This is a genomic window from Ureibacillus sp. FSL W8-0352 (assembly GCF_038004345.1).
GTDB lineage: Bacteria > Bacillota > Bacilli > Bacillales_A > Planococcaceae > Ureibacillus > Ureibacillus thermosphaericus.
Genome location: NZ_JBBOQT010000001.1, coordinates 1,658,921 through 1,683,873, shown reverse-complemented (window position 1 = coordinate 1,683,873; position 24,953 = coordinate 1,658,921). Strand labels below are relative to the sequence as shown.

21 protein-coding genes are annotated in these 24,953 nt (G+C 38.8%); 11 read left to right on the top strand and 10 right to left on the bottom strand.

Annotation, left to right across the window (positions count from 1 at the left end):
* Nucleotides 1-305: 305 nt before the first annotated feature.
* Nucleotides 306-1,484 (bottom strand): sodium/glutamate symporter, encoded by a 1,179-nt coding sequence (gene gltS / locus NST98_RS08620; RefSeq protein WP_340714924.1) that lies wholly within the window; start codon nt 1,482-1,484, stop codon nt 306-308.
* A gap of 5 nt (nt 1,485-1,489) precedes the next feature.
* Nucleotides 1,490-2,425 (bottom strand): formimidoylglutamase, encoded by a 936-nt coding sequence (hutG, locus tag NST98_RS08615; protein ID WP_340715705.1) that lies wholly within the window; start codon nt 2,423-2,425, stop codon nt 1,490-1,492.
* Between the two features lie 127 nt (nt 2,426-2,552).
* On the opposite strand from hutG, the gene NST98_RS08610 reads away from it, so the two are divergent.
* The 6 genes from NST98_RS08610 to NST98_RS08585 all read left to right on the top strand — a co-directional run bounded on the left by NST98_RS08610 (nt 2,553) and on the right by NST98_RS08585 (nt 10,025).
* Nucleotides 2,553-3,440 (top strand): LysR family transcriptional regulator, encoded by an 888-nt coding sequence (locus tag NST98_RS08610; protein ID WP_340714923.1) that lies wholly within the window; start codon nt 2,553-2,555, stop codon nt 3,438-3,440.
* A gap of 95 nt (nt 3,441-3,535) precedes the next feature.
* Complete coding sequence (pabB, locus tag NST98_RS08605; RefSeq protein WP_340714922.1) at nt 3,536-5,287, top strand: aminodeoxychorismate synthase component I; 1,752 nt, start codon at nt 3,536-3,538, stop codon at nt 5,285-5,287.
* Nucleotides 5,288-5,494: 207 nt separating this feature from the next.
* The gene (locus NST98_RS08600; protein WP_340714921.1) at nt 5,495-6,703 is read left to right on the top strand and encodes a dicarboxylate/amino acid:cation symporter; all 1,209 of its coding nucleotides are present in this window, start codon (nt 5,495-5,497) and stop codon (nt 6,701-6,703) included.
* 233 nt (nt 6,704-6,936) lie between these two features.
* Complete coding sequence (locus NST98_RS08595) at nt 6,937-8,223, top strand: mechanosensitive ion channel family protein (RefSeq protein WP_340714920.1); 1,287 nt, start codon at nt 6,937-6,939, stop codon at nt 8,221-8,223.
* Between the two features lie 75 nt (nt 8,224-8,298).
* The gene (nagB, locus tag NST98_RS08590) at nt 8,299-9,012 is read left to right on the top strand and encodes a glucosamine-6-phosphate deaminase (RefSeq protein ID WP_340715704.1); all 714 of its coding nucleotides are present in this window, start codon (nt 8,299-8,301) and stop codon (nt 9,010-9,012) included.
* Between the two features lie 122 nt (nt 9,013-9,134).
* Complete coding sequence (locus NST98_RS08585) at nt 9,135-10,025, top strand: S66 peptidase family protein (protein WP_340714919.1); 891 nt, start codon at nt 9,135-9,137, stop codon at nt 10,023-10,025.
* Nucleotides 10,026-11,839: 1,814 nt separating this feature from the next.
* On the opposite strand, the gene NST98_RS08580 is transcribed toward NST98_RS08585, so the two are convergent.
* Nucleotides 11,840-12,355, bottom strand: a complete 516-nt coding sequence (locus NST98_RS08580) for a DIP1984 family protein (RefSeq protein WP_096551997.1) — start codon at nt 12,353-12,355, stop codon at nt 11,840-11,842.
* On the bottom strand, nt 12,352-12,831 hold the full coding sequence (locus NST98_RS08575) for a B3/B4 domain-containing protein (RefSeq protein WP_340714918.1): 480 nt from the start codon (nt 12,829-12,831) through the stop codon (nt 12,352-12,354). The genes NST98_RS08580 and NST98_RS08575 overlap by 4 nt, the downstream gene beginning before the upstream one ends.
* Nucleotides 12,832-12,920: 89 nt before the next feature.
* On the opposite strand from NST98_RS08575, the gene NST98_RS08570 reads away from it, so the two are divergent.
* Together NST98_RS08570 and pabB (NST98_RS08565) are read left to right on the top strand one after the other, a co-directional pair.
* The gene (locus NST98_RS08570; protein WP_340714917.1) at nt 12,921-14,501 is read left to right on the top strand and encodes a hypothetical protein; all 1,581 of its coding nucleotides are present in this window, start codon (nt 12,921-12,923) and stop codon (nt 14,499-14,501) included.
* 484 nt (nt 14,502-14,985) lie between these two features.
* Nucleotides 14,986-16,725, top strand: a complete 1,740-nt coding sequence (gene pabB, locus NST98_RS08565) for an aminodeoxychorismate synthase component I (RefSeq protein WP_340714916.1) — start codon at nt 14,986-14,988, stop codon at nt 16,723-16,725.
* A gap of 294 nt (nt 16,726-17,019) precedes the next feature.
* On the opposite strand, the gene NST98_RS08560 is transcribed toward pabB (NST98_RS08565), so the two are convergent.
* The 3 genes from NST98_RS08560 to fdhF all read right to left on the bottom strand — a co-directional run bounded on the left by NST98_RS08560 (nt 17,020) and on the right by fdhF (nt 20,762).
* Nucleotides 17,020-17,208, bottom strand: a complete 189-nt coding sequence (locus NST98_RS08560) for a hypothetical protein (RefSeq protein WP_340714915.1) — start codon at nt 17,206-17,208, stop codon at nt 17,020-17,022.
* 52 nt (nt 17,209-17,260) lie between these two features.
* Nucleotides 17,261-17,740 (bottom strand): DUF1641 domain-containing protein, encoded by a 480-nt coding sequence (locus tag NST98_RS08555; protein ID WP_340714914.1) that lies wholly within the window; start codon nt 17,738-17,740, stop codon nt 17,261-17,263.
* Nucleotides 17,741-17,837: 97 nt separating this feature from the next.
* The gene (fdhF, locus tag NST98_RS08550) at nt 17,838-20,762 is read right to left on the bottom strand and encodes a formate dehydrogenase subunit alpha (protein WP_340714913.1); all 2,925 of its coding nucleotides are present in this window, start codon (nt 20,760-20,762) and stop codon (nt 17,838-17,840) included.
* Nucleotides 20,763-21,146: 384 nt separating this feature from the next.
* On the opposite strand from fdhF, the gene NST98_RS08545 reads away from it, so the two are divergent.
* Genes NST98_RS08545 through moaA form a run of 3 tightly spaced genes read left to right on the top strand, consistent with a single transcriptional unit; the run spans nt 21,147 to nt 23,317 of the window.
* The gene (locus NST98_RS08545) at nt 21,147-21,494 is read left to right on the top strand and encodes a DUF2294 domain-containing protein (RefSeq protein ID WP_208650554.1); all 348 of its coding nucleotides are present in this window, start codon (nt 21,147-21,149) and stop codon (nt 21,492-21,494) included.
* A gap of 12 nt (nt 21,495-21,506) precedes the next feature.
* Nucleotides 21,507-22,307, top strand: a complete 801-nt coding sequence (fdhD, locus tag NST98_RS08540) for a formate dehydrogenase accessory sulfurtransferase FdhD (RefSeq protein ID WP_208650553.1) — start codon at nt 21,507-21,509, stop codon at nt 22,305-22,307.
* Between the two features lie 8 nt (nt 22,308-22,315).
* Nucleotides 22,316-23,317, top strand: a complete 1,002-nt coding sequence (gene moaA / locus NST98_RS08535) for a GTP 3',8-cyclase MoaA (protein WP_340714912.1) — start codon at nt 22,316-22,318, stop codon at nt 23,315-23,317.
* Nucleotides 23,318-23,340: 23 nt separating this feature from the next.
* Here the strand turns inward: moaA and moaC are convergent, their stop codons facing one another.
* Genes moaC through NST98_RS08520 form a run of 3 tightly spaced genes read right to left on the bottom strand, consistent with a single transcriptional unit; the run spans nt 23,341 to nt 24,898 of the window.
* A complete protein-coding gene (gene moaC / locus NST98_RS08530) occupies nt 23,341-23,826 on the bottom strand; it encodes a cyclic pyranopterin monophosphate synthase MoaC (RefSeq protein WP_340715703.1) in 486 nt (161 codons plus the stop codon).
* Entirely contained in the window at nt 23,826-24,404 is a 579-nt protein-coding gene (locus NST98_RS08525; protein ID WP_340715702.1) for a molybdenum cofactor guanylyltransferase, read from the bottom strand. Before NST98_RS08525 ends, moaC begins: the two co-directional genes overlap by 1 nt.
* Nucleotides 24,405-24,406: 2 nt before the next feature.
* A complete protein-coding gene (locus tag NST98_RS08520; protein ID WP_096552052.1) occupies nt 24,407-24,898 on the bottom strand; it encodes a MogA/MoaB family molybdenum cofactor biosynthesis protein in 492 nt (163 codons plus the stop codon).
* Nucleotides 24,899-24,953: the final 55 nt, after the last annotated feature.

Sequence of the window (24,953 nt, the reverse complement as noted above, 5' to 3'; positions counted from 1 at the left end):
TAATACCGAATTCAAACGACGCATATAAATCGATTGCACCTCCCTGTAAGTTAGAGTTATCGATTACAGAGGAGGTGTATTATTTGGTAATTGAAAAACTGAACATCGTACCGTCAAATTAGAAGACGATTCATCTCTCGCTTCAACAAATCGTGCTCCTCACAGGCCTATATGTGTAATTTAAACAACGAATTTGAAGTTTTGGTTAATAAGAATCCAATATAAAATGACGAAAATCAAAAAATGGCTCTATCTATTTGGTGCTAGAATATGAACACCAAGAAAGAGCCATTTTTACTTATGCATTATTTAAACAAATTAATAGTTGTAATAATAATCGGTATTCCAAATACGTCGATGAGGAATGCACCTACAATTGGCACTACGAGGAAAGCTTTTTGCGATGGACCGAATCGTCCGACAATGGCATGCATATTTGCCATCGCATTTGGAGTGGCTCCCAGTCCATGGCCGAGAAAACCTGAAATCATGACTGCCGCATCGTAATTTTTGCCGAGCAATCTAAATAATACAAACATAGCAAGTAAAACAATAAATAACACTTGTACCAACACAATGATTAATAAAGGCAATGCTAAATCTGTAATTTCCCAAAGCTTAATACTCATCAACGCCATGGATAAGAAAATTCCTAAGGTAATATCCCAAATAATGGATACAGTTTTCATATTGATAGCACCCGATTTGATTTTATCAAGAATGTTGCGAACAATAACCGCTACAAACATAGCACCAACATAGCCAGGTAATACAAAATCCGTTAGCTCGGAGAACCATTTTCCTATATAGGAACCAACCGTCATACAGAATGTGATGATTAATACTTGAGTAAAGAACGTTTGAGTTGTCACTTGTTCATGATCTGTATCCAATGAAGAAACTTCCATTTCCTCCTTAGATGGTTTTAAATCATATTTTGAAATTAAATGTTTCGCTGCAGGTCCACCAACTAATCCACCTGCTACAAGTCCAAGCGTTGCAGCTGCTGCACCGACTGTCATTGCTCCTTCAAATCCTAATTCTTCGAGCGTTTGACCAAAGGCAGCTGCGGCACCGTGACCACCCTCCATTGATACTGCACCAGCCATCATTCCGATTAATGGTTCAATGCCTAAAAGTGATGCTAATCCCACCCCAATGACGTTTTGCATTAACGCTAAAAAACCACAAGCGAGCCAGTAAATAATAAGCAGCTTTCCGCCGAGTTTTACTAATTTAAAACTGGCTCCTAATCCTACTGTAGTAAAGAATGTTATCATAAATAAACTTTGCAATGAAGTATCAAGAGTGATTTCAAAACCTGCAGACTTAGAAATCGTGACAATCAGTGCAAATAATAATCCCCCTACAACTGGTGCTGGTATACAGAAACGTTGAAAAATTCCTACCTTTTTAATAATGAATGTACCGATTGTTAAAAACAACACCGCTAAGAAAATAGTTGTAATTTGATCAAACGCCATCGTTTTTACCCCCTTTGTTTTATCATGAACATGATCACTTCATTGACGAAATATGCCGCTAATTTTGCAGTTTGGCCATATAAATCGAAGGTTGGATTTACTTCACAAATATCGAATGAAGCCACCTTTGGAGATTGAAGCACATGCTGGATGATTTTTCGAACCTCAACAGCATTTAGTCCAAAAGGTGATGGGGCACTGACCCCAGGCGCTTCTGCTGCATTAATGACATCCATGCAAAGTGTTAACAAAATCACTTCATTTTGATTGATAAAAGAATCGATTTCATTTAGAGCTTGATTCATATTTTCTCGTATTTGTTGCTCTAAAATTGTAGTGACTCGAAACTCTTTTGCTCTTTCAAACAGTTCCAGTGTATTTCCGTATTGTTGTATACCGATTACACAATAAGATGCATGATTGTCATGATCTAAAATTTGTTTAAACATCGTTCCAGATGAAGTCGTTTCTTCATAACTTCGCAAGTCAAAATGAGCATCGATATTTATGATTCCTAATTTTTTATCACGACCGATGTATTGTCGAATACCTAAGTAGTGACCATATAATGTTTCGTGTCCTCCCCCGAGCACAATCACTTTCGAACCGTTTGTCCGTACTTCCGCTATTTTTTCCCCTAATAATTTTTGAGCTTTTTCTAATTCCGCATCTTCACAGCTTATATTTCCTAAGTCAGCGATACAGGCCGATTCCCCGTGCCAAGGTATATTTGCCAAAGCTTTTCGAATGGCATTAGGTCCTTCTTTGGCACCGATTCGTCCTTGATTTCGACGAACCCCTTCATCACATTGGAAGCCTACGATTGCCACGTTTGGTATTGGGTCAATATTTTTTTCTAGCTGTACGATTTCATGGAATCGTTTGCTTTTTTCATCTCCATAGTCAGTTCTTCCAGACCAAATTCGTCGTAATGATGTCATCAAAAACGCATCCCCTTAATTTTGAAATATTCTGAGTAGTTAGTATCAGTATAGTTTGAATTGATTCATAAATCTAATATATAATTTGAATAATATTATAGATAATAACTATAAATAGGGTGATTGAATGGATATGAAGCAATTGCGTTACTTTATAAAACTTGTGGAATGCATGAGTTATACGAAAGCATCAGAAGAATTACACATTGCCCAGCCTTCGTTAAGTATTGCAATGAAAAAATTAGAATCTGACGTAGGCTATCCTTTGTTTGAAGGACATACTCGAAAACTTCAATTAACAGATGTTGGGGAATTTCTATACGGTAGAGCCAAGGAGATTTTGGAGAACTTAGATATATTAAAAATTGAATTGCAAGAAATCGGTTCAGTTGGGGATGGTTGTTTGATATTAGGGTTAATTGAATCTGCAAAACATTGGATACCGCAAACATTAAAGAAATTAAAGCAAGATTATCCATTCATCAACGTTAAGCTAGTCGATATTTTAGGTGCGGAAAGTGTCAAACAAGCTTTACGAACGCATCAATCGCATGTCATTATTACCAATCAAATTATTAACGAAAAAGATATTGTTTCGATACCGCTATACGAAGAAAGATTAGTAGCTGTTTTGCCAAAGAATCATCATTTAAAAGAGAAAGACACTTTGGAATTGAAAGATATATATAAGGAACCATTTATAATTAGTACTGAAGGATTCCAAACACGATTAGATGTATTAAAAGCGTTTGAAATGAACAATTTGCCTATGAATGATAAATATGAGATTGAACGATTCGAAACAGCCATTTCCCTAGTGCAGGAAGGATTGGGCGTGACGATTTTACCTGAAAATTATTTAAAGGGTTCTACAAGTGAAGCGGTTATTCAAAAAGTAATGGAACATCCAAATCTTAAACGTACTGTGCATCTCACTTACTTAAATCAACGCTACTTACCAAAATCCATTCGAAGGTATATCGAATTAGTGCAAGAACATTTTTCTAGAGCATAGCTTGGCCATTTCTGTTATTCAAAAAGAGTTTTCATAACTACTTAATTTTTCTATACTATGTATAGAAATTTCTAAAATAGAAAAGGAAATGGAACATGAATACACAAATTTCAGAGCAAACACCACGATTGTATTTTGAATTTGCGAATTCTAAAGGAAATATAGAGCCGATTACGTTTCTTCATCCTGAAAAAATCATTTCGACTTACGACATCAGTGAAGTGTTAACTTGTCTTCAAGAAGTACAGGAAGGGGTTAAGCATGGATATTACGCGGCAGGTTTCTTGTCTTATGAGAGTGCTGCAGCTTTTGACTCTGCGCTTAAAGTGAAGCCTGGACATACAATGCCATTGCTATGGTTTGGCCTTTTTAAAGAACCTTTGCATGAAGCGCCAGCAGTGAAGAATTCCTATTCACTAACCCAGTGGAAGCCCGATGTAAATGAAGAAGAGTATCGGGAAGCCATCCAATTTATTAAAGATTCCATTGCGAATGGAATTACCTATCAAACGAATTATACGATTCGTTTACATGCGCAATTTGAAGGTGATTCATTTGCATTATTCAATAAAATGAAAAAAGCTCAATCGGCAAATTATTGCGCTTACATTCATACAGGAGAACATAGTATTCTATCGGCTTCTCCTGAATTGTTTTTCCATATTGAAGGGGAGAAAATTACAACTCGCCCAATGAAGGGGACAGTTAAAAGGGGAAAAACTTTTGAAGAAGATCAAGAAAAGGCAAAGTGGCTCTATCATTCAGAAAAAAATTGTGCAGAAAATGTAATGATTGTTGATTTGCTGCGTAATGATTTAGGGGCTGTTGCCGAAACCGGAACAGTGACGGTACCCCGATTATTTGATATTGAACAGTATCCAACGGTCCATCAAATGACATCGACTGTTACTGCAACCTTGAAAAAAGAAACAGAACTAGTAGATGTGTTAAAAGCTATTTTTCCGTGTGGGTCGATTACTGGAGCACCGAAAGCTAGTACAATGGACATTATCACAAAGTTAGAAAAAACGCCTCGTGAAGTATATTGTGGTGCTATTGGCTACATTACTCCAAATAAAGAAGCTATTTTTAATGTGCCAATTCGGACGGTACTGATTGAGCATCAATCAGGAAAGGCCACTTATGGTGTAGGAGGCGGCATTACTTGGGACTCCACTGCTGAAGATGAATTTAATGAAATTCTTGCAAAATCTGATTTCCTTACTCGAGAAGTGAAAGAATTTCAATTATTAGAAAGCTTATTGTTGGATGATGGAGAATTCTTCTTACTAGAGGAACATCTGAATCGATTAGGGAAATCAGCAGCGTATTTTCAGTATCAACTGGATATCGATGAAGTAAAACAGAAGTTGAAAGAGTTTGCAAAAGCTAATCAATCAGGACAATGGAAAGTTCGATTACTTGTCAATCCAAGTGGTACATGTACAATTGAAGGGCAATCAATCGTGAAAATGGAGTCTCCTAAAAAGGTTGCACTTGCTAAAACTCCAGTAAATTCGGAACATGTATTTTTATATCATAAAACAACGAATCGAGATCTTTATGAATCGTTCAAGCCTCAATCAGCAGATATTTTTGACGTCCTTTTATGGAATGAAAGAGAAGAGTTGACGGAGTTTATAAACGGTAATGTTGTATTAGAGTTGGACGGAAAACTTTGGACTCCACCTGTTAGCAGCGGATTGCTTGCAGGTACTTTCCGTGAACATTTATTAAAAGCAGGAGAGATTAAAGAAAAGGTTTTGACATTGGAAGATTTGAAAAAGTGTTCGAAAGTATGGTTTATCAATAGTGTAAGAAAATGGATTGAAATAGAATTTGTTTAAGGCATTTTTGGACTTCTAATTTGGAAGTCCTTTTTTTGTGGAAAAGAGACGAGTCTTGTTTTCATAAGCAAGGAATTCATATCTGAAACAATGACTAGCATAGGATAAAACAATCATTGTTTTGTTCAATTTTTTTGTAAGGGGGGAGACAACTAAATCATTGTTTGGGATGGGTAAGTCACGGAATTACACAAAAGGGGGTTCATAATGAGAAAGATTGGTCTGTTAACACAAATTTTAATCGCCTTTGTTCTTGCGATTATTGTGGGGGTTATTGTTGGACCAAGTATTGAAGTGGTAAAACCTCTTGGGGATTTATTTTTAAGACTTATTAAATTTATTATTGTTCCATTAGTACTTGCATCCCTTGTGATTGGAGTTGCCGGTACAGGTGATATAAAGCGAATCGGCAGAATGGGTGGAATTACTTTTGCTTATTATTTAATTACGACAGCTATTGCTGTATTGATTGGATTAATTCTTGCTAATATTTTTAAGCCCGGTTCAGGTCTAAATTTAACAATTTCTGAAGAAGCAGCTGAACCTAAGGAAGTGCCGGGAGCTATTGATACGTTGTTGAATATTATTCCTATAAATCCTATTCAATCATTGGTTGACGCTAATATGCTTCAAATAATTTTCTTCGCACTTTTCCTCGGAGTAGCCATTGCATTGGTTGGAGATAGAGCAAAACCCGTTTATGATTTTTTCGATGGACTTGCAGAAATTATGTATAAAATTACCCATATTGTGATGAAAGTTGCTCCAATCGGGATTTTTGGTTTAATTGCTCCAGTTGTAGGACAATACGGTGCTTCTGTCCTCCTCCCACTCATCAAATTGATTCTCGTTGTTTATATTGGATGTATTCTTCATGCACTTATTGTATATTCAAGTTCAGTGAAGTTTTTAGCCAACTATAGCCCAGTTAAATTTTTCAAAGGGATTTTGCCTGCAAGCTTAGTTGCTTTTAGTTCGTCCAGCAGTTCTGCCACATTGCCAATCACAATTCAAAATACGGAAGAAAATTTGGGTGTGTCAAAGAAAGTAAGCAGCTTTGTGTTGCCGCTTGGGGCTACCATCAATATGGATGGAACGGCATTGTATCAAGGGGTATGCGTGCTGTTTATCGCCCAGTTTTTAGGTGTCGATCTTTCATTTACACAGCAATTGATTATTGTGTTAACTGCAACGCTTGCATCAATTGGTACTGCAGGTGTTCCAGGGGCTGGGTTAATCATGCTGACAATGGTGATTACAGCAGTTGGATTACCATTAGAAGCATTAGCATTGGTTGCAGGGGTTGACCGCGTTTTAGATATGATTCGCACATCAATCAATGTTACAGGAGATGCATCTGCAGCGGTTGTTGTTCAAGCTTTTGAGGATAAGCAAGGGGCGGATTCCGCGGAATGATTCGTTAAACAATTTGTAAGCGTTATATTATCATACAAAAAAGCAATTCGGTTCAAGTTTGAACTGTAGTTGCTTTTTGTATGTTCGTTTTGATGATAATGAAGAACAAATAGTTATTCCATAATTTGCATGTCTGCTTTTATTTTAGCCTAATTAAACCCTTTTGTTATAATAGTGGAGATTTGCTCAATGGGTATTAGTGAAGTAAAGAATTGAATAAGAAGGGGAATACGATGGAATTTATACGCAATTACCTTATAAGTTATGAATTGAACGACACGTGGGTTCGTTATTTATCAATTGCCATCATGATTGCGTTCATTATCATTGTTTGTATCATTGCGAACTTTATTGCCAAAAAAATCGTCATTCGTTTTATCATCAAAATCATACATAAAAATAATTTTACTTGGGATAACATCTTGCTGGAAAGTAAGATATTTCATAGGCTGTCTCATTTAGTACCTGCTATTATTATTTTTTATTCTGCTGCCATTTTTCCTACTTATCAGAGTACAATTGAGAAGTTTGCGATAACGTACATGATCATTGTTGCTTTAGGTTTGCTGAATAGCCTATTAACAGCTTTTCATGATATTTATCAAACGTATGAGATTTCGAAAATTCGACCAATCAAAAGTTATATTCAAGTAGCTAAAATTGCCAATTATATTATCGGAACGATTTTGGTAATTGCTAATCTATTAGGAGAAAATCCAATTATTCTTTTAAGTGGAATCGGTGCGTTATCAGCTGTGTTTATGTTAGTGTTCCGCGACTCTTTGCTAGGTCTTGTAGCCGGCATCCAGCTGACAGCTAATGATATGGTACGGGTTGGCGATTGGATTGAAATGCCGAAGTATGGTGCGAATGGAGATGTCATTGATATTTCCTTAAATACTGTGAAAGTGCGAAATTTCGACAGAACGATTACGTCTGTTCCGAGTTATGCGTTAATTTCTGATTCTTTTATTAACTGGAGAGGAATGCAGGCATCGGGTAATCGGCGAATTAAACGATCGTTGTTTATAGATATTACAAGTATTTCTTTCTGTTCCGAAGAATTGCTTGAAAAATGTAAAAAAATTCATTTGCTCAAAGATTACATTGTTCATCGCCAAAAGGAGATTGAAGAATATAACCAAAAGCATCAAATTGACCGATTAGCCAATTCAGTAAATGGTAGAGCTTTAACGAATATCGGACTATTTCGTGTGTACATCACTCAATACTTAATACATCATCCAGGTATCAATGAGGAAGCTACATTAATGGTTCGGCAATTAGCACCGACTGAAAACGGATTACCATTGGAAATATATGCTTTTGCCAATACAGTGGTATGGACGGAATATGAGTCCATTCAATCTGATATTTTTGATCATTTATTTGCTGTTGCACAAGAATTCGGTCTTCGTCTTTTCCAAATGCCGACCGGAAGCGATTTAAAAAATATGCCGCATATTCTTGACAATGCGCAGATTAATGAAAGATACGTTGAATTTGTTGCGAAAAAATAATGGTCATTATTGTTAGTTGATAATAAAATAAAAAAGGGCGCCAAATTTAAATTATAGGAGGAAAAAATGAGTTCAATTAAATGGATTGAAACAAAAGATTACGAGGATTTAAGTAAAAAAGCTTGTGACATCTTTGTAGAACAATTACAAAACAAACCAAATTCAGTAATTGGGTTAGCGACAGGAAGTACGCCAATTGGCTTGTATAAAGAGTTAGTTCAACAATATCATTCAGGTAATGTTTCTTTTAAAGATGTGGTTTCATTTAATTTAGATGAATACGTTGGAATTGACCCAAATAATGAGGCAAGTTATCACTACTTCATGAATTATCATTTATTCAAACATGTAGATATTCAAAAGGAAAACATCCACATTCCAGAAGGTCATAGCTCTGATTTAGAAACTGCATGTCGTACATATGAACAACAAATAAAAGAAGCAGGTGGAATCGATCTTCAAGTACTTGGTATCGGAGTAAATGGACATATCGGATTCAACGAACCTGGCACACCTTTCGATTCTCTTACACATATTGTAGAATTAACCCAATCCACAATAGAAGCAAATCAAAAGTATTTTGAAAAACCAGAGGATATGCCTAGAAAAGCAATCACAATGGGTATTCAATCAATTTTAAATGCAAAGAAGATTATTTTGTTAATTTCCGGAGAAACGAAACAAGAAGCTTATGACCGTCTTCGTACCGGTGTAATAACAGAAGATTTACCGGCAAGTGCTTTACACCAACATCCTGATGTAACGGTTATTTATACAGGAGTAAAATAAAATAAGTGAAAAGGGCCGCGTAAGGTGAGACGGCTCTTTTTTTCTGGACTAATCTCTAGAAGCATTGTTCAACGCCATTTGTTAATATAGTTGTAGTATCAATAAATTGTAGGAGGAACTCAATGAAAATAAGGCCAATGCACTTAAATAAAGGAGATACTGTAGGGATTATAGCACTAAGCGGTCCTATTGATTTGGAAAGCTTGCAACGAAATATATCTCTATTCACCGATATGGGATTACATTATAAATTAGGAAAAACCATTGAGCTTAATGAACATGATTTTGAGGAAACAGATGAAGCGTGGGTTCATGACTTGCATCAAATGATTGAAGACCCTGAAGTGAAAGGAATTTTTTGTGCCACTGGATATGGTGCTGCGAAAATAGCTGATAAAATCGACTATCCACTACTAACTGAACATCCAAAAATATTTTGGGGATTTTCAGACATTACCTTTTTACATATAGCCATTCAACAATATTCAAATATTGTTACATTCCATGGACCTTCTCTTTCAAAAGAATTGGACGAACAATCGAAAAAAATGTTTTACCAATTATTTTCGCCTTTTGAAATTTATTATGATGAAACAATTTCACCTCTTGAAAGTTTAATACCTGGTTCTGTACGTGGTGAATTTATAGGCGGAAATTTGCGTAGAATTGTCGATACACTCGGCACAAAGTTTGAAATTGACACGCGCGATAAAATTTTACTTATTGAAGATAAAGGATTGAGTATTGAAGAAATTGACCGTATGTTTAATCATTTAAGATTGGCAGGGAAATTGAAAGAGGCATGTGGGTTTGTGATTGGGCGATTAGGAAATGGTGGTGTAGAAGAGAACGCATTATCCTTAATAAAGGAATATTTGTTGCCATATAAAAAACCTACAGTTGCGCGATTTAACATTGGCCACTCTACACCAAACATAGGCATTCCCCTTGGGGTGGATGTTATATTAGATGCTGATGAAAAATTGTTGCGATTTTTGCCAGGAGTGGAATAGTTTTTTGAATGAAGTTGTGAGATATGCATCTTTGATGGTTTAGGGGTGATGATATGGATTGGTTGAAAGTTCTGTCCTTATTATGTATTGCGTTAGGTTTCCTGATTGGAATTTATGGATTAAAGAAACGATCAATATTAACGATTATTTCTGGTATTTCCTTTTTATTAATTCCGATTTTTATTTCATTCGGATGGTTTGGTTTCATACTCTTCTTTCCTCCGTTAGTGTTTGTTTTTTCAAATAGGTCAAAAAAATAGTTGTGAGGTGTTATCTGAGGGATATCGTCATGGAGTTGACTATAATTCATTGTAGTTTAACCATTTTCACTTGTGTGGAGTCGATTGGCAAATAACTTCCCTGGGTTGACTATAATCCAATGCAATTTGACTATTAAAGTATGAATTTTGACTATTATCCTTTGATTGGGGAGTCGGAATTTTTCGATTGGCAAATATCTTCCCGAGTTTGACTATAATCCAGCTGAGTTTGACTAATAAATCATGAACTTTGACTATTATCCTTTGATTGGGGAGTCGGATTTTTTTGATTGGCAAATATCTTCTCGAGTTTGACTATAATCCAGCTGAGTTTGACTAATAAATCATGGACTTTGACTATTATCCTTTGATTGGGGAGTCGGATTTTTTCGATTGGCAAATATCTTCTCGAGTTTGACTATAATCCAGCTGAGTTTGACTAATAAATCATGAACTTTGACTATTATCCTTTGATTGGGGAGTCGGATTTTTTTGATTGGCAAATATCTTCTCGAGTTTGACTATAATCCAGCTGAGTTTGACTAATAAATCACGGACTTTGACTATTATCCTTTGATTGGGGAGTTAGAATTTTTCGATTGGCAAATATCTTCCCTGGGTTGACTATAATCCAGCTGAGTTTGACTAATAAATCATGGACTTTGACTATTATCCTTTGATTGGGGAGTCGGATTTTTTCGATTGGCAAATATCTTCCCGAGTTTGACTATAATCCAGCTGAGTTTGACTAATAAATCATGGACTTTGACTATTATCCTTTGATTGGGGAGTCGGAATTTTTTGATTGGCAAATATCTTCTCGAGTTTGACTATAATCCAGCTGAGTTTGACTAATAAATCATGGACTTTGACTATTATCCTTTGATTGGGGAGTCGGATTTTTTCGATTGGCAAATATCTTCCCGAGTTTGACTATAATCCAGCTGAGTTTGACTAATAAATCACGGACTTTGACTATTATCCTTTGATTGGGGAGTCGGAATTTTTCGATTGGCAAATATCTTCCCGAGTTTGACTATAATCCAGCTGAGTTTGACTAATAAATCATGGACTTTGACTATTATCCTTTGATTGGGGAGTCGGATTTTTTTGATTGGCAACTATCTTCCCGAGTTTGACTATAATCCAGCTGAGTTTGACTAATAAATCATGAACTTTGACTATTATCCTTTGATTGGGGAGTCGGAATTTTTCGATTGGCAAATATCTTCCCGAGTTTGACTATAATCCAAAGCAGTTTGACTAATAAAACTTGAACTTTGACTATTATCAAAAATAAGAATCTCCGTTAGAAAAAAGTAAGGCTGTTTAGAAAGATATCATTTTCTAAACAGCCTATTGCTATAACGGCTGTACAAGAAAAAACACTTAGGTATTTTGACGATCGATTGCCTTTGCGCTAGTTGGTCATTAGTTACAGGTTACATAGTAACAGGTTAATGGTTATTGGTTTGCCATTTATGCACTATATCAAGTTTGACAGCCGTTATACCTCGGGGAGGACTCTCACCGCCCCGAGGAAATGATTTTGTTTTAGAAATAATTGGAATCATCAAATTCAATATGAACTTCATAGTTTTTGGCATTAATTAAATTAGATAGGCGGTGCGCTTCTTTTTCGAGCTGGTTTGCCCGCTCACGATATTCGCGTGGATCGTACATGGCAACTTCGTATAGAACAACTCCTTCACCAGTCGAAGTGTAGATTTTTTCCTTTTCAGAGTTGCCTAAAGTTTTGTATAAGGAAACCTCTGCCCGCAATTGAGTAGCAAGTTCGATAGCTTCAACAATGGGCATAACTTCCCCTTTAAATTCGATTGTATTTTCAATATTCGCCCGATAAATCAGTTTGTCTAATGTGCGGATATCTTTTCTCACTTGTGCCAGCTCTGCTTCAATTTCTTTTAAAGAACGGCCCGTTTGTTTTGGTGTTTCACCTTTTTCAACGACGACATGAGCATTTTTTTGAAACTCATACACTAATTCTTGAACTTTTTTCGTTAAAATGCTTTTTAATTTGATTCCTTCTGCCAGTGGAATAGTTTTCATTTTTTCACCTCAATCGTTACGCTCGGATTATCGGCGGATAATAATGCGGTCGTAAATTCTCCCCCTGCAACTTGTGTAAACATTTTACCGCAAGATGAAAGGAGTTTGTTGCAATAGTCTTCTTCTAAAGATGGACGTAAATAAAAAATTTGCAATGCTTCAGTAGTCTCTTCCGTAACGCTTGTTCTGACTGAATCGACAAATGGACTTCCAAAAGCCCCTTTTTCATCTTTGCTATATAAAATATTTGTTAATTTGTTATATCGGCCATTTAATCCATCATAGCCGGTTTCACTATTTCCTAAGTTAATTTCAACGTCCCCTACAATATGATTGACATCGTAAATACCAATAGGAATTTCATGTTCTAGCGAAAAGAAATTATTTAAATCCACCGCTAAATGAACAGGAGATAAATAGTTTTGTTTCGCAATTCTTCGCATTAAACTTTCAGCAGAATGACGGTAACGGCCCAATTTTTACCGGGGAAAGCCGGAAAAATCTCCGCGACAAAATCCAGACGCTGAATTTGAAAATCCATCAAGCGTCAAAAAGTATAGGAGAATTGAATGAAAAGCTGGCCAATGCCAAACACAATTTGACCAAATTGCAGGAAGAGATGGATCAGATCCGCAATGAATGTGAAAATGTGCATGAACATTGGGAATTTCCATCAGATGGAGAACATTTATTGCAAAATAAGATTATCAAAATTAAAGAGTTGAAACAGGCATTAAACAAGTTGGAAAAACAGGTTACTGAAAAGCTTTCTGCAAAGGAAGAGCAAAAAGGAAAAAGAAATCATTTGAAACAGCTTTTCCGTGAAAATTTTCCGGATTATGATATTTACACATTCTCCGTTCCATTAAACCAAGCGGAAGAAGAGCTTGCTGAAGAAAAGAAGGCGCTTCAAAAAGAGAAGAATTGTTTGGATGAACAGATGGAACAAGTGTCACGAGAGCAAAACAAGATTGATGAAGCGGAACGCGAGCTGATCAAATTCATTGAAAAACATCATTTTAACGCACCGCAAGTCGTGACAATCCCTTTAAGTGAAAATGAAAAAATGGATTTTATCTATAATCGGAAGAAAATGGTGAAAGCCATTATCCAAGAATTGGAGCAACATAGTGGACAAGTGGAGAAGGAAAAGGAAGCGGTGGATGCCCAAAAACAAGCTTATAAGCAGTTTTGTTCAACGATTTCTGATAATAAATTGCAAAAAATGGCGATTGAAGGTGTGGATTATAAGACGGGTTATGAAGGGTTATTGGATTTTAAAAAGAATATGATGATCCGAATCGAGCGGTCGACGAATTATGCCAATGAACATATACGGCAAAAAGATGAGGAATTGCAAGCATATATCAACCAAATCCATAACCATTTAAAAACAGTGGTAGAAGAGTTGAAACAAATTCCAAAACATACAAAAGTAAAAGAAGAGGATCAATGGAAAACGATTTATACTTTTACGATCCCTCAATGGGACGAAGAAGAAGGTAAGCAGCGGATTCGCGATTACATTGAGTGGATTATGCTTCAACTGGAGTCGGTTCGTTATGTAAAAGAAAATGGCCTTCAGGATGAAACGAAAGTTCGGAATGACATTGAAATGTGGCTGCAAACCAAACAGCTTCTGCAAGTGGTGATGAAAAATGAAGGCATGAAAGTAAGTTGCCGCAAAGTGACAAACGAAAATAAAGTGTCGACAAGGTCCTATTCTTGGGAGCAGAGCAATGTATGGTCAGGTGGAGAAAAATGGAGCAAAAATATGACGTTGTTTTTGGGCTTGTTAAAATACGTCGCTGAAAAGAAACAGCATCAAAAAACAAACATGAAGCACAGCCGGGTGGTGATTTTGGACAATCCATTCGGCAAAGCATCGAGCGACCATGTGCTCAGTCCGGTTTTCTTTGTTGCGGAACAATTGGGATTTCAAATCATCGCATTGACTGCCCATGCGGAAGGGAAGTTTTTGCGGGATTATTTCCCTGTAATTTATAGCTGCAAACTCCGTGAAGCCAAACAATCCAATAAACAAATCGTCGCAACGGAAAAATGGCTCCACCACGCATACTTCCGCGACCATGAACCGGAAGCGTTGGAAAGACTGACAGAAAAGGAACAAATGTCTTTGTTCTAGAAAACGTGGGTTTATTCAAAAGAGCGAATAAGAATGATGATTGGCTTTCTCATTCGCTCTTTTCTAATGCTTTAGCAATTATTTTGCCAGATTTGACTATTATCCTTGCATTTTGGCTATTATCGAATCAACTTTGACTATTATCGCCTCTCAGCATTCCCTATTTTTCCACAATGGCTATTATCTTATTAAGATTGACTATTATCTTTGGAGAAATGACTAATATCTTCCTCTATTTGACTATTATCGCCTCTCAATATTCCCTTTTTCCTCCTCTGGCTATTATGTTTACAAATTTGAAGCAGAATGACTATTATTGTGCCATCTTTGGCTAATATCCTGCTTGATTTATGCATGAATCAGCCACATCTTTTCTCTTCTCAAAGCTGTTGGATTCATGGTTGATAAAAAATAAAAATTTGCAATAACACACAATTTTACTATACTATGTATAGAAATTTCTAAACAGAAAAGGAAATGATTCATGAACGAACTAACGCCATTTCTCTATTTCGAATTTGCAAAATCGAATGGAATGATTGAGCCTATTGCTTTTCTTCATCCGGAAAAAATCATTTCTGCCAGCCAAATGCATGAAGTGTTAACTTGTCTTCAAGAAGTGCAAGAATGGGTAAAGAAAGGGTATTATGCGGCGGGGTTTTTATCTTATGAGAGCGCCCCGGCTTTCGACTCTTCATTAAAAACAAAGGCGGATTATCAGATGCCTTTGTTGTGGTTCGGCCTTTATAAAGAACCTACATATCAAGTGATGGCAAGCCAAGGTTTCCATTCATTGACGGAGTGGGAACCTGATACGAATGAATCGGAATATCGAGAAGCCATCCAATTTATTAAAAATTCCATTGCGAAGGGAATTACCTATCAAACGAATTATACAATTCGTTTACATGCACAATTTGAAGGTGATTCATTTGCATTATTCAATAAAATGAAAAAAGCTCAAGCGGCAAATTATTGCGCTTACATTCATACAGGTGAACATAGTATCCTATCAGCTTCTCCTGAATTGTTTTTCCATATTGAAGGGAACCACATTACAACTCGCCCAATGAAGGGGACAGTTAAAAGGGGAAAAACCTTTGAAGAAGATCAAGAAAAGGCAAAGTGGCTGTATCATTCCGAAAAAAACCGCGCAGAAAATGTAATGATTGTTGATTTATTGCGGAATGATTTGGGAGCCGTTGCTGAAACGGGTACGGTGAAAGTGACCAAATTATTTGAAGTAGAACAGTATCCGACTGTTCATCAAATGACATCCACCGTAACTGCAAAGCTCAAAAAAGGCACAGAACTGGTGGATGTTCTAAGAGCCATCTTTCCATGCGGTTCCATTACAGGAGCTCCAAAAGCCAGCACAATGGAAATCATCTCAAAACTGGAAAAATCGCCTCGGGAAGTGTATTGCGGAGCCATTGGATACATCACGCCCGATCAGGAGGCCATTTTTAACGTGCCGATTCGGACGGTAATGATTGACCATAAGACAGGGAAAGCCATGTATGGTGTCGGAGGGGGCATCACTTGGGACTCCACCGCTGAAGACGAATTTCATGAAGTTCTTGCGAAATGCGCTTTTCTTAATAGGGAAGAAAAAGCGTTTCAGTTGCTGGAAAGTTTGCTGTTGGATGATGGAGAGTATTTTCTGTTAGACAAGCATCTCAACCGTTTGAAAAAATCGGCAACCTATTTTCAGTATGCTGTCAACATCGATGAAGTGGAAACGAAGCTGAAGGAATTTGCCAACATGAATCCTTCGGGCCAATGGAAAGTGCGATTGCTTTTGGAGCAAGATGGTGCCTGTACTATTGAGGGGCAGCCGATTGTGAAAATGCAGTCTCCGAAAAAAGCGTCCCTTGCGAAAAGTCCCATCCATTCGGAACATTTGTTTTTATATCACAAAACGACGAACCGGGATATGTATGAGCAGTTCAAGCCGTCATCAGAAGGAATTTTTGATGTTCTTCTTAGGAATGAAAGAGGGGAATTGACAGAGTTCATCAACGGGAATGTCGTGTTGGAAATCGATGGGAAGCTGTGGACGCCGCCTGTCACAAGCGGGCTTCTTGCAGGCACTTTCCGTGAGCATTTGTTGAAAGCGGGGCAAATTGAGGAAAAAGTTTTAACGTTGGACGATTTGAAAAAGTGTTCGAAAATATGGTTCATCAATAGCGTAAGAAAATGGATTAAAGTGGAATTGGTGTAATGCAAATGGAGCTGTGCCGGAAAGTCGATTCAAAAGACTTTTCAGCACAGCTCTCCTATTTTCTGCCAAGTTTCACCCCAACGAGAGCTTATTCCAATCTTTGATCACTAAATCCTCTTTCGTAAATTGCACCATGTTGCCGACAATCGGCATATGGATCCAGCCTTCCAGCACCGGTTTGCCGGAAGCTTCGGTCAAAGCGTGGGCATAGATCTTAGGTACGCGCTGCCAAAAGTTCTTCGCGGCCCGGGAATGTTTTATGGTAGATGATGACCCATCCGTCCGGCAGTTCAATTAAACAATCGATGACTCCTGAAGCCTTTTGATTAAGGACTGTCCGTTGACAATGATTTCTCCATCCTCTTCGCCAACCCGGATTGCCGAAAGGATCGGACGGCCATCTGTTGCCATTTGTTCATTGAGCCAAGTTGCTTTTGAAAAATCGCGGGTTGCCAGTACCAAATAGTCCCGGGCACGGGTCATTCCCACATAGAGCAATCGCCCCGACTTTCCAAAACGAAAGCGGGGGATTCATTTATTCCTTCAAACTTTTCCCAAAGCCTTTCAAAAAGTGAAGGGCGAAGTGGAGGCCGCGGTTGACGTCCGGGTCGTTGAGCATTTTTAATAAATCGAATACGCCGAGTTTTTCATCATTGTTCAATGCATTTTTCGCTTCATCTAAGCCATTGGTGAAACTATTCGCTAATGTTTTCGTTGCTTCCGGGTCGATGGTAGATAATGCACCAGCTGCATTCATCAAATGATTCATGAGATTTGTCGCTGGTTTTCTAGTCAGTTGGCCAAGGGCGATTTCCGCCACATCTTCCCGAGCTTCAAGAAGTTTTTCCGCTGCTTCTAGTGCACCCATTTCCTGAAGTTCATTTAAAATCGAAAAGAGTTGATGAATAGTTTCCTTATTTTCCGAAACAAGCTCTTTCAAGTTCTCCAAATTTTGTTCTACGATTTCTTCTTTTGTTACTGGCTGCTTTCGAATTGTCCGAATTGGTGAGGCCATGTTTTCCCTCCTTTTGCATTGCTTGTTTGTGATTGGACAGAACTGCTCTGCCCAATGCAATTTCCGATTGTTCAGAGCTGCTCTATTACTGCTTCTCCTAATTAGTCGTGATCGGCACGTAATCAGGGCGCTTCCATTTTCGTTCCACTTCGACACCATTTTGCGGATTTCGTTTTTTCGTTCTTGGATTTGTTTTTGGAAGCGGGCGTTTTCCTTTATCTTTCAATACCTCTAGCCGCACTTTTGTTTGCTTGTAGGCAGGGGTTTTTGTGTTCACATCCGCTGCCGGACCCGTTAAGAAGTTGATGGCCGAATCTTTGCTTACAGAGTTCATTGGCAGGAAGAGTTCGTTTCCTTTCACCCGGTCTGTCACAAGGGCTTTGACTTTACATGCCCCATATGGAGATACAAGGCGCACGAACATGCCATCTTCAATGCCTCGCTCTTTTGCCAGCTCTGGCGATACTTCCACGAAGATTTCCGGCACTTTCGATTGAATGCCTGTGGATTTGTTCGTCAAATTGCCTTCGTGGAAATGTTCGAGCATCCGTCCATTATTGATGATGCAATCGAATTGTCCTTCATATTCCACTGGTTCTACCCAGTCGTCTAAAGCAAAACGGGCTTTTTTGTCCGGGAAGTTAAAGCCGTCCAAATAGAGTAAAGGCGTATCTTTACCATCGAGGCTGCCCCAGCAGAAGCTTCCCCAGCCTGCCAACACATCATAGTTGGCTTGGGAGAAGATGGGGGTGAGGCTTGCCATTTCATCAAAGATTTCACTAGGATGGCTGTAGTTCCAATCATAGCCTAAACGCTGCGCCACTAATTGAAGAATTTGCCAATCTGGTTTTGATTCCCCAAGAGGCGGCAATACTTGATACAACCGCTGCACGCGGCGTTCTGTATTCGTAAAAGTTCCTTCTTTTTCTAAGGAAGGAGAAGCCGGCAAAATGACATCCGCATATTGGGCAGTACGAGAGAAGAACACATCTTGTACGACAAAGAACTCCAATTTAGAAAGGACTTCATCTACATGATTGGCATTGCAGTCCACTAAAGTCATTTCTTCCCCGACTAAATACATTGCTTTCATTTTGCCTTCCATAATGGCATCAAGCATTTCCGGATTTGTGCGACCAGGTGTAGAAGGAATTTTGGTACCATAAACTTTTTCAAATTTTTCCCGGGCTTTTTCATCCGTTACCCTTTGATAGCCTGGCAGCATATTTGGCAATGAGCCCATATCGCAAGCCCCTTGCACATTATTGTGGCCGCGGAGAGGGAAAGCACCTGCCCCAGGACGTCGATAGTTTCCTGTTGCTAATAGAAGATTGGAAATAGCCGCAGAAGTATGGGAACCGCCTGTATTTTGGGTAACCCCCATTCCCCAAAGTACGCATGTGCCGTCTGCATCGCGAATCATTTCCGCCACTTGCATCAACGTTTCTTTCGGAATGCCTGTCACTTCTTCCGCATAGTCAAGGGTATATTTTTCAAGGAGTTGTTTATATTCCTTAAAGTTTAGGACATTTTCTTGGATAAAGGCTTCATCATGCCAACCTTGGTCAATGATGTATTTTGTGACGGCCATAATCCAAACTTGGTCTGTTCCTTGTTTCGGGCGGAGGAAAATATCTGCTCGTTCTGCCATTTCATTTTTGCGAAGATCAGCCACAATCAATTTTTGACCGTGCAATTTATGGGCGCGTTTAACTCGCGTTGCTAAAACCGGATGGCATTCTGCAGGATTAGCGCCAACGATGATGACAAGCCCTGCTTTTTCGATGTCTTTGATGGTTCCAGAGTCACCGCCGAAACCTACCGTGCGGATCAGTCCGTCAGTTGCCGGCGATTGGCAATAGCGGGAGCAGTTATCCACATCGTTTGTTTGGAAAATTTGCCGAGCCATTTTTTGCACTAAGTAATTTTCTTCGTTTGTCGTTTTGGAAGAAGAGATAAAGCCGATTGAACCCGGACCATAAGTTTTGTGAATGCGGAGAAGGTTTTCTGCCACAAAGTCTAATGCTTCATCCCATGACACTTCCACAAATTCACCATTTTTCCGGACTAAAGGTTTTGTAAGCCGTTCTTTAGAGTTGACGAAATCCCAGCCGAATTTTCCTTTGATGCAAGTGGAAATGCCGTTGACTGGACCTTCAGAAGGCTGCACTTTCAAAATTTTTCGCCCTTTTGTCCATACTTCAAAGGAACAGCCGACGCCGCAGAAAGTGCAAACCGTTTTCGTTTTCTTGATGCGTTTTTTGCGCAAGGACGCTTCCATCTCGGAAATGGCGAAAATCGTGCTGTAATCCGGTTCCACTTCTTTCACTAAATCAATCATTGGATTTAAAATTTCTTTTTTCAGCCCTGTTAGAAATCCAGCTTCCCCAAGCATGGATTTTTCCATCAACGCATTGGTTGGGCAAACAGTCACACATTGTCCGCAGCTGACGCAGGAAGATTCATTGATTTTTACGCCATCATCCCAAATTACTAAAGGTCTTTCTGCTTCCCAGTTGATGGAGATTGTTTCATTTACCTGTAAGTTTTGGCAAACCTCCACACAGCGGCCACAGGCAATGCATTGGTTCGGGTCATAACGGTAGAAAGGATGGGACATATCGACTTCATCAGGATCCACTTTTGGACGATATGGATATTTTTGCGATTTGATGCCCATCATCATCGCTGTGTTGTGGAGAATACAGTCGCCATTGTTATTGTCGCAAACGGTGCAGTACAATAAGTGATTTTCAAGAATGCGGTCCATCGCTTCTTTTCGAGCAGCTCGCGCCCTATCTGAATCCAGCTTCACATTCATGCCATCTAAGGCTTTGGTGGAACAGGATCTAACAAGCTTTCCATCCACCTCCACAATGCATGTATCGCAAGTTTGAATTGGATCAACAATCGGCGCACGGCAAATTTGCGGGTGAGGGATGCTGTTTTGATTCAAAATATCCAAAATCGTTGCCCCTTCAGGAATATCATAAAGAGTGCCATTAATATTGATTTTCTCCAAATTGAGAACCCCCTTATCGTGAGCGAAAGATTTCTAGTTTTGACACCTGAAAAATAAAAAATCCACCATGAAACGGCATGAATGTTCATGCTGCTTAGTCATGGTGGATTAAATTTTTAGCAAACTCTTACTAAAAACCCAATCTCAAACATTATCATTTGGAAAATATATTATGATTTTCATGCATAGGTTTTGACATATACATAAAAATCAAAATATATCCAATTCATCCACATTATCCTTTTTTATATTATAACGCGGAACGTTCAATTCAACAATAGAAAAGTAATTTCTTAATTTTCGAAAATATTTTCTCTTTTATTTTTCAGAATTTGTTATTATTATCAAATTATAAACGAGTTTCTAAATGTTGGAGGGTTCAACTTGTCTAAAAAGATACATGAATTTAATAATATCATCAGAAAACTGCGCAAAAATTTATTTGGGAAAGGGCCGGACCGCATTCATACGGTGTTTATTGATAATATCGTTGTATCGCTTTTATACGGCAATCTAACCCCAACAGAACGATTTATTGCCACAACGCCAGAAGGAGCCAAAATGGTGCATACCGCCCGCACAACGATGATTAAAGATTTATATGCCAAATCAACGCCGAAAGAAATGGAAGAATTGATGGGCTCTAAACTGCTCCATTTGTTTACCGACATCAAAATCGAGGAAGACTGTGCTGTTTCGGTCTTTATTTTTGAAGATCCAATTTCGGAATAAAGGAGAAAATCGATGAAAACTACGGTTACTCGGGAAATTATCCGAATTGAAAACGGCGAAAAACAGCAAGTCACGGATTTAATTGTTTCGGAATATGCACTCACTGTAAAGGTCAACCAACAGGAAATCGTGACAATGGTTTGCACGCCGGAATATGTGGAAGATATGGTCATTGGCTATCTCGTTTCAGAGCGCATTCTTCATTACAAAGATATTGAGGATATTTGGCATCAGGAAGAAGAGGGCTTTGTGCATATTAAAGCAAGGAAAGTGAACCCTTTTGTCCAACAACTGCAAAATAAACGGTATTTGACTTCTTGCTGCGGGATGAGCCGGCAAGGATTTGTCTTTGCAAGCGATGCATTGGCTTCTAAAAATTTGGAAGATGTGAAACTTAGCATCGCTCCGGAAGATTGTTTTCGATTGATGAAGGAAATGCAAGATTCTGCGCAAGTTTTTAAACAGACGGGCGGCGTCCACAATGCCGCACTTTGCGATGTAAAAGGCATTGTCATCAGCCGCATGGATATTGGGAGGCACAATGCCCTTGATAAAATATATGGCTATTGTTTGCGAAATAACATCCCGGTAAAAGATAAAATCATTGTTTTCAGCGGGCGCATTTCCTCGGAGATTTTAATGAAAGTGTCTAAAATCGGCTGTGCAATGGTTTTATCGAAATCTGCTCCTACAGAATTGGCCCTTAATTTAGCAGAACAGCTGGGCATCACAACGGTCGGATTCATCCGCAATGAGTCGATGAATATTTACACCCATCCAGAAAGAATCCGGCTAACGAAAGAAGGCGATTGACTATTACAATGCTACAAGACCAATTGAAAAGACCTTTGCGTGATTTGCGAATATCGGTGACAGACCGATGCAATTTCCGCTGCCAATATTGCATGCCTGCCGAAATTTTCGGCCCGGATTATCCTTTTTTGAAATCGGAGCAGCTGCTTACTTTTGATGAAATCGAATGGCTCGTCAAGATTTTTGTGTCGCTGGGTGTGAAAAAAATTCGGTTTACAGGGGGAGAGCCTTTGTTGCGCCCCCGTTTATCGGAATTGATAGAACGTATTGCCGCTATTAGTGGAGTGGAGGATTTGGCCCTTACAACGAACGGCAGCTTGTTGAAAAAGCATGCGGAGGATTTGGCAAAGGCGGGGCTGAAAAGAGTTTCAGTCAGCCTAGATTCGCTGGATGAAGGCCGTTTTTCGGAAATAAACGGCCATCGGGGCAGTGTGAAGGCTGTTTTAGAAGGCATTGAAAAAGCCCATGAAGCAGGCTTAAAAGTGAAAGTCAATATGGTGGTAAAAAGGGGAGCCAATGAGGAAGATATTGTCGCCATGGCAAAATTTTTCAAAGAGAGAAAGCAAATTCTCCGTTTTATTGAATATATGGATGTGGGCAACACCAATGGATGGAAATTGGATGAAGTTGTCACAAAACAAGAGATTCTTGAACAATTGAACGATGTGTTTCCTTTAAAACCCATTAAGCCCAATTACCGAGGGGAAGTGGCAAAACGTTATCAGTATCTAGATGGAGATGGGGAAATCGGGGTTATTTCATCGGTTACAGAGCCTTTTTGCGCAACTTGTACCCGGGCTAGGCTGTCGGCTGAAGGAAAATTGTATACTTGTTTATTTGCTTCAAGCGGCACGGATTTGCGGAGTTTGTTAAGGAATGGCGCGGATGATGAAACCATCCAGCATTGTGTAATTAACGTGTGGGAAAACCGGAAAGACCGCTATTCCGAAGAACGCAATCAATATACAAAGAACAAGCTGAAAGTGGAAATGTCCCATATCGGAGGATAAAAGAAAAAGCGGCATTCGCCGATCTATACATGATGCACGAACCTTCCGCTTTTTCCTCCTGTTTTTTGGACAAGATAAATATCTTTAATGACCATCCTTTTATCAACAGCTTTGCACATATCATAAAAAGTGAGGGCCGCCACACTTACAGCCGTTAATGCCTCCATTTCAACGCCGGTTTTTCCGGTGCATTTTACCGTTGCTTGGATATGCAATTCGTAGCCGCTTTTCGATTTCGTATATTCAAATTGAAAATCAACGCCTTGCAACATGATTGGGTGGCACATTGGAATAAGGTCCGGCGTTTTTTTCGCCCCCATAATTCCGGCAATTTGCGCCACTTGCAATGGGTCGCCTTTTTTGATTCCTCCCTTTTGTATGGCTTCGTACAATTCATCGGATAAGGTAATTATGCCGCGTGCGATGGCTGTACGCTTTGTTGTATCTTTTTCGGAAATATCGACCATTTTCGGACGACCTTCTTCATTCCAATGGGAAAAATTACTCATCATTTTTTCTCCTTTTTTAGAATTTCCAGCAAATCTTGTTGGGTATTAATATTGGCAAAGGTTTGGCATTCCTCATCAAATTTAACATAGCAAACCTTCAGCTCCTTTAAAAAGTCTTTCATGCTTCTTTTATGTTGTTGAATGACAGAATCAAGTATCGGCAAAGTTCTACGCCGATAAATGGCAGCAAGGGGCTGGATTTTTGAATTTTGCTTTGGGACGATGGCTTCATACCGGTCATCGATTTGGTTTAGCATTTTGCGGATAAAATCTGCGTCTATAAAAGGCATATCGCTTGCCAGCACAACAAACCAATCAACATCAGGAAAATGTTGCATGACGTTTTGGAGTGCAACTAAAGGCCCTTGATGCAGTGTTGTTTCAATACGGAACACCACATTTTCTTCCGCAAAATTTGGCTGTAGTTCGGCATTGGTTGCGATGATGATAGGATGCAAAGAATTTCCTTGCAAAGCTTTTAAACTTTTTTTATACAAAGGTTCTTCTTCAAAGATTTCAAACATTTTTGGGCGGCCGAATCTCGATGATTGACCTCCTGCTAAGACAACCCCTGCCATGTTCATTGGCGGTTCAGCTCGCTCACAAAATGTTGCACCGTTGGGAGAATAAGTTTGGTCATGGCAAGCGTTACGGCATTTTGGGAGCCTGGCAATAAATAGATGGCTGTTTGATTTCTGCATCCCGCTGTGGCACGGCTAAACATCGCTTTTGCTCCGATTTCTTCATAGCTTAAGTAGCGGAACAATTCCCCGAAGCCAGTCATTTCTTTCTCCAAAAGTGGAACAATCGTTTCGTAAGTTTGGTCCCTTGGTGTAAAGCCGGTGCCCCCTGTCACGATAATGGCATTGATGCTTTCATGTTCGCACCAGTTTTGAATGTGGCTTGCGATTTCTGAAGGCTCATCTTTGACGATTTGGTAATCTGCAACGTGAAAAGAAGCCCCTTCAAGCAATGATTTGATTTTTTGTCCGCTGAGGTCATCGTCTTTTGTACGTGTGTCGCTTACCGTTAAGATAGCGGCATGGATAGGAATTTGTTTTGTAAGGTGCAATAGTAGCCCTCCTTTGGTACATTTCTATTTTTAGGAAATTATAGTTTATCATAAT

Coding starts and splice junctions, on each gene's coding strand:
- gltS (WP_340714924.1), bottom strand. CDS start 1,484: ATGGCGTTTGATCAAATTACAACTATTTTCTTAGCGGTGTTGTTTTTA.
- hutG (WP_340715705.1), bottom strand. CDS start 2,425: ATGACATCATTACGACGAATTTGGTCTGGAAGAACTGACTATGGAGAT.
- NST98_RS08610 (WP_340714923.1), top strand. CDS start 2,553: ATGGATATGAAGCAATTGCGTTACTTTATAAAACTTGTGGAATGCATG.
- pabB (WP_340714922.1), top strand. CDS start 3,536: ATGAATACACAAATTTCAGAGCAAACACCACGATTGTATTTTGAATTT.
- NST98_RS08600 (WP_340714921.1), top strand. CDS start 5,495: ATGAGAAAGATTGGTCTGTTAACACAAATTTTAATCGCCTTTGTTCTT.
- NST98_RS08595 (WP_340714920.1), top strand. CDS start 6,937: ATGGAATTTATACGCAATTACCTTATAAGTTATGAATTGAACGACACG.
- NST98_RS08585 (WP_340714919.1), top strand. CDS start 9,135: ATGAAAATAAGGCCAATGCACTTAAATAAAGGAGATACTGTAGGGATT.
- NST98_RS08580 (WP_096551997.1), bottom strand. CDS start 12,355: ATGAAAACTATTCCACTGGCAGAAGGAATCAAATTAAAAAGCATTTTA.
- pabB (WP_340714916.1), top strand. CDS start 14,986: ATGAACGAACTAACGCCATTTCTCTATTTCGAATTTGCAAAATCGAAT.
- NST98_RS08560 (WP_340714915.1), bottom strand. CDS start 17,208: ATGACCCGTGCCCGGGACTATTTGGTACTGGCAACCCGCGATTTTTCA.
- NST98_RS08555 (WP_340714914.1), bottom strand. CDS start 17,740: ATGGCCTCACCAATTCGGACAATTCGAAAGCAGCCAGTAACAAAAGAA.
- fdhD (WP_208650553.1), top strand. CDS start 21,507: ATGAAAACTACGGTTACTCGGGAAATTATCCGAATTGAAAACGGCGAA.
- moaA (WP_340714912.1), top strand. CDS start 22,316: ATGCTACAAGACCAATTGAAAAGACCTTTGCGTGATTTGCGAATATCG.
- moaC (WP_340715703.1), bottom strand. CDS start 23,826: ATGAGTAATTTTTCCCATTGGAATGAAGAAGGTCGTCCGAAAATGGTC.
- NST98_RS08525 (WP_340715702.1), bottom strand. CDS start 24,404: ATGGCAGGGGTTGTCTTAGCAGGAGGTCAATCATCGAGATTCGGCCGC.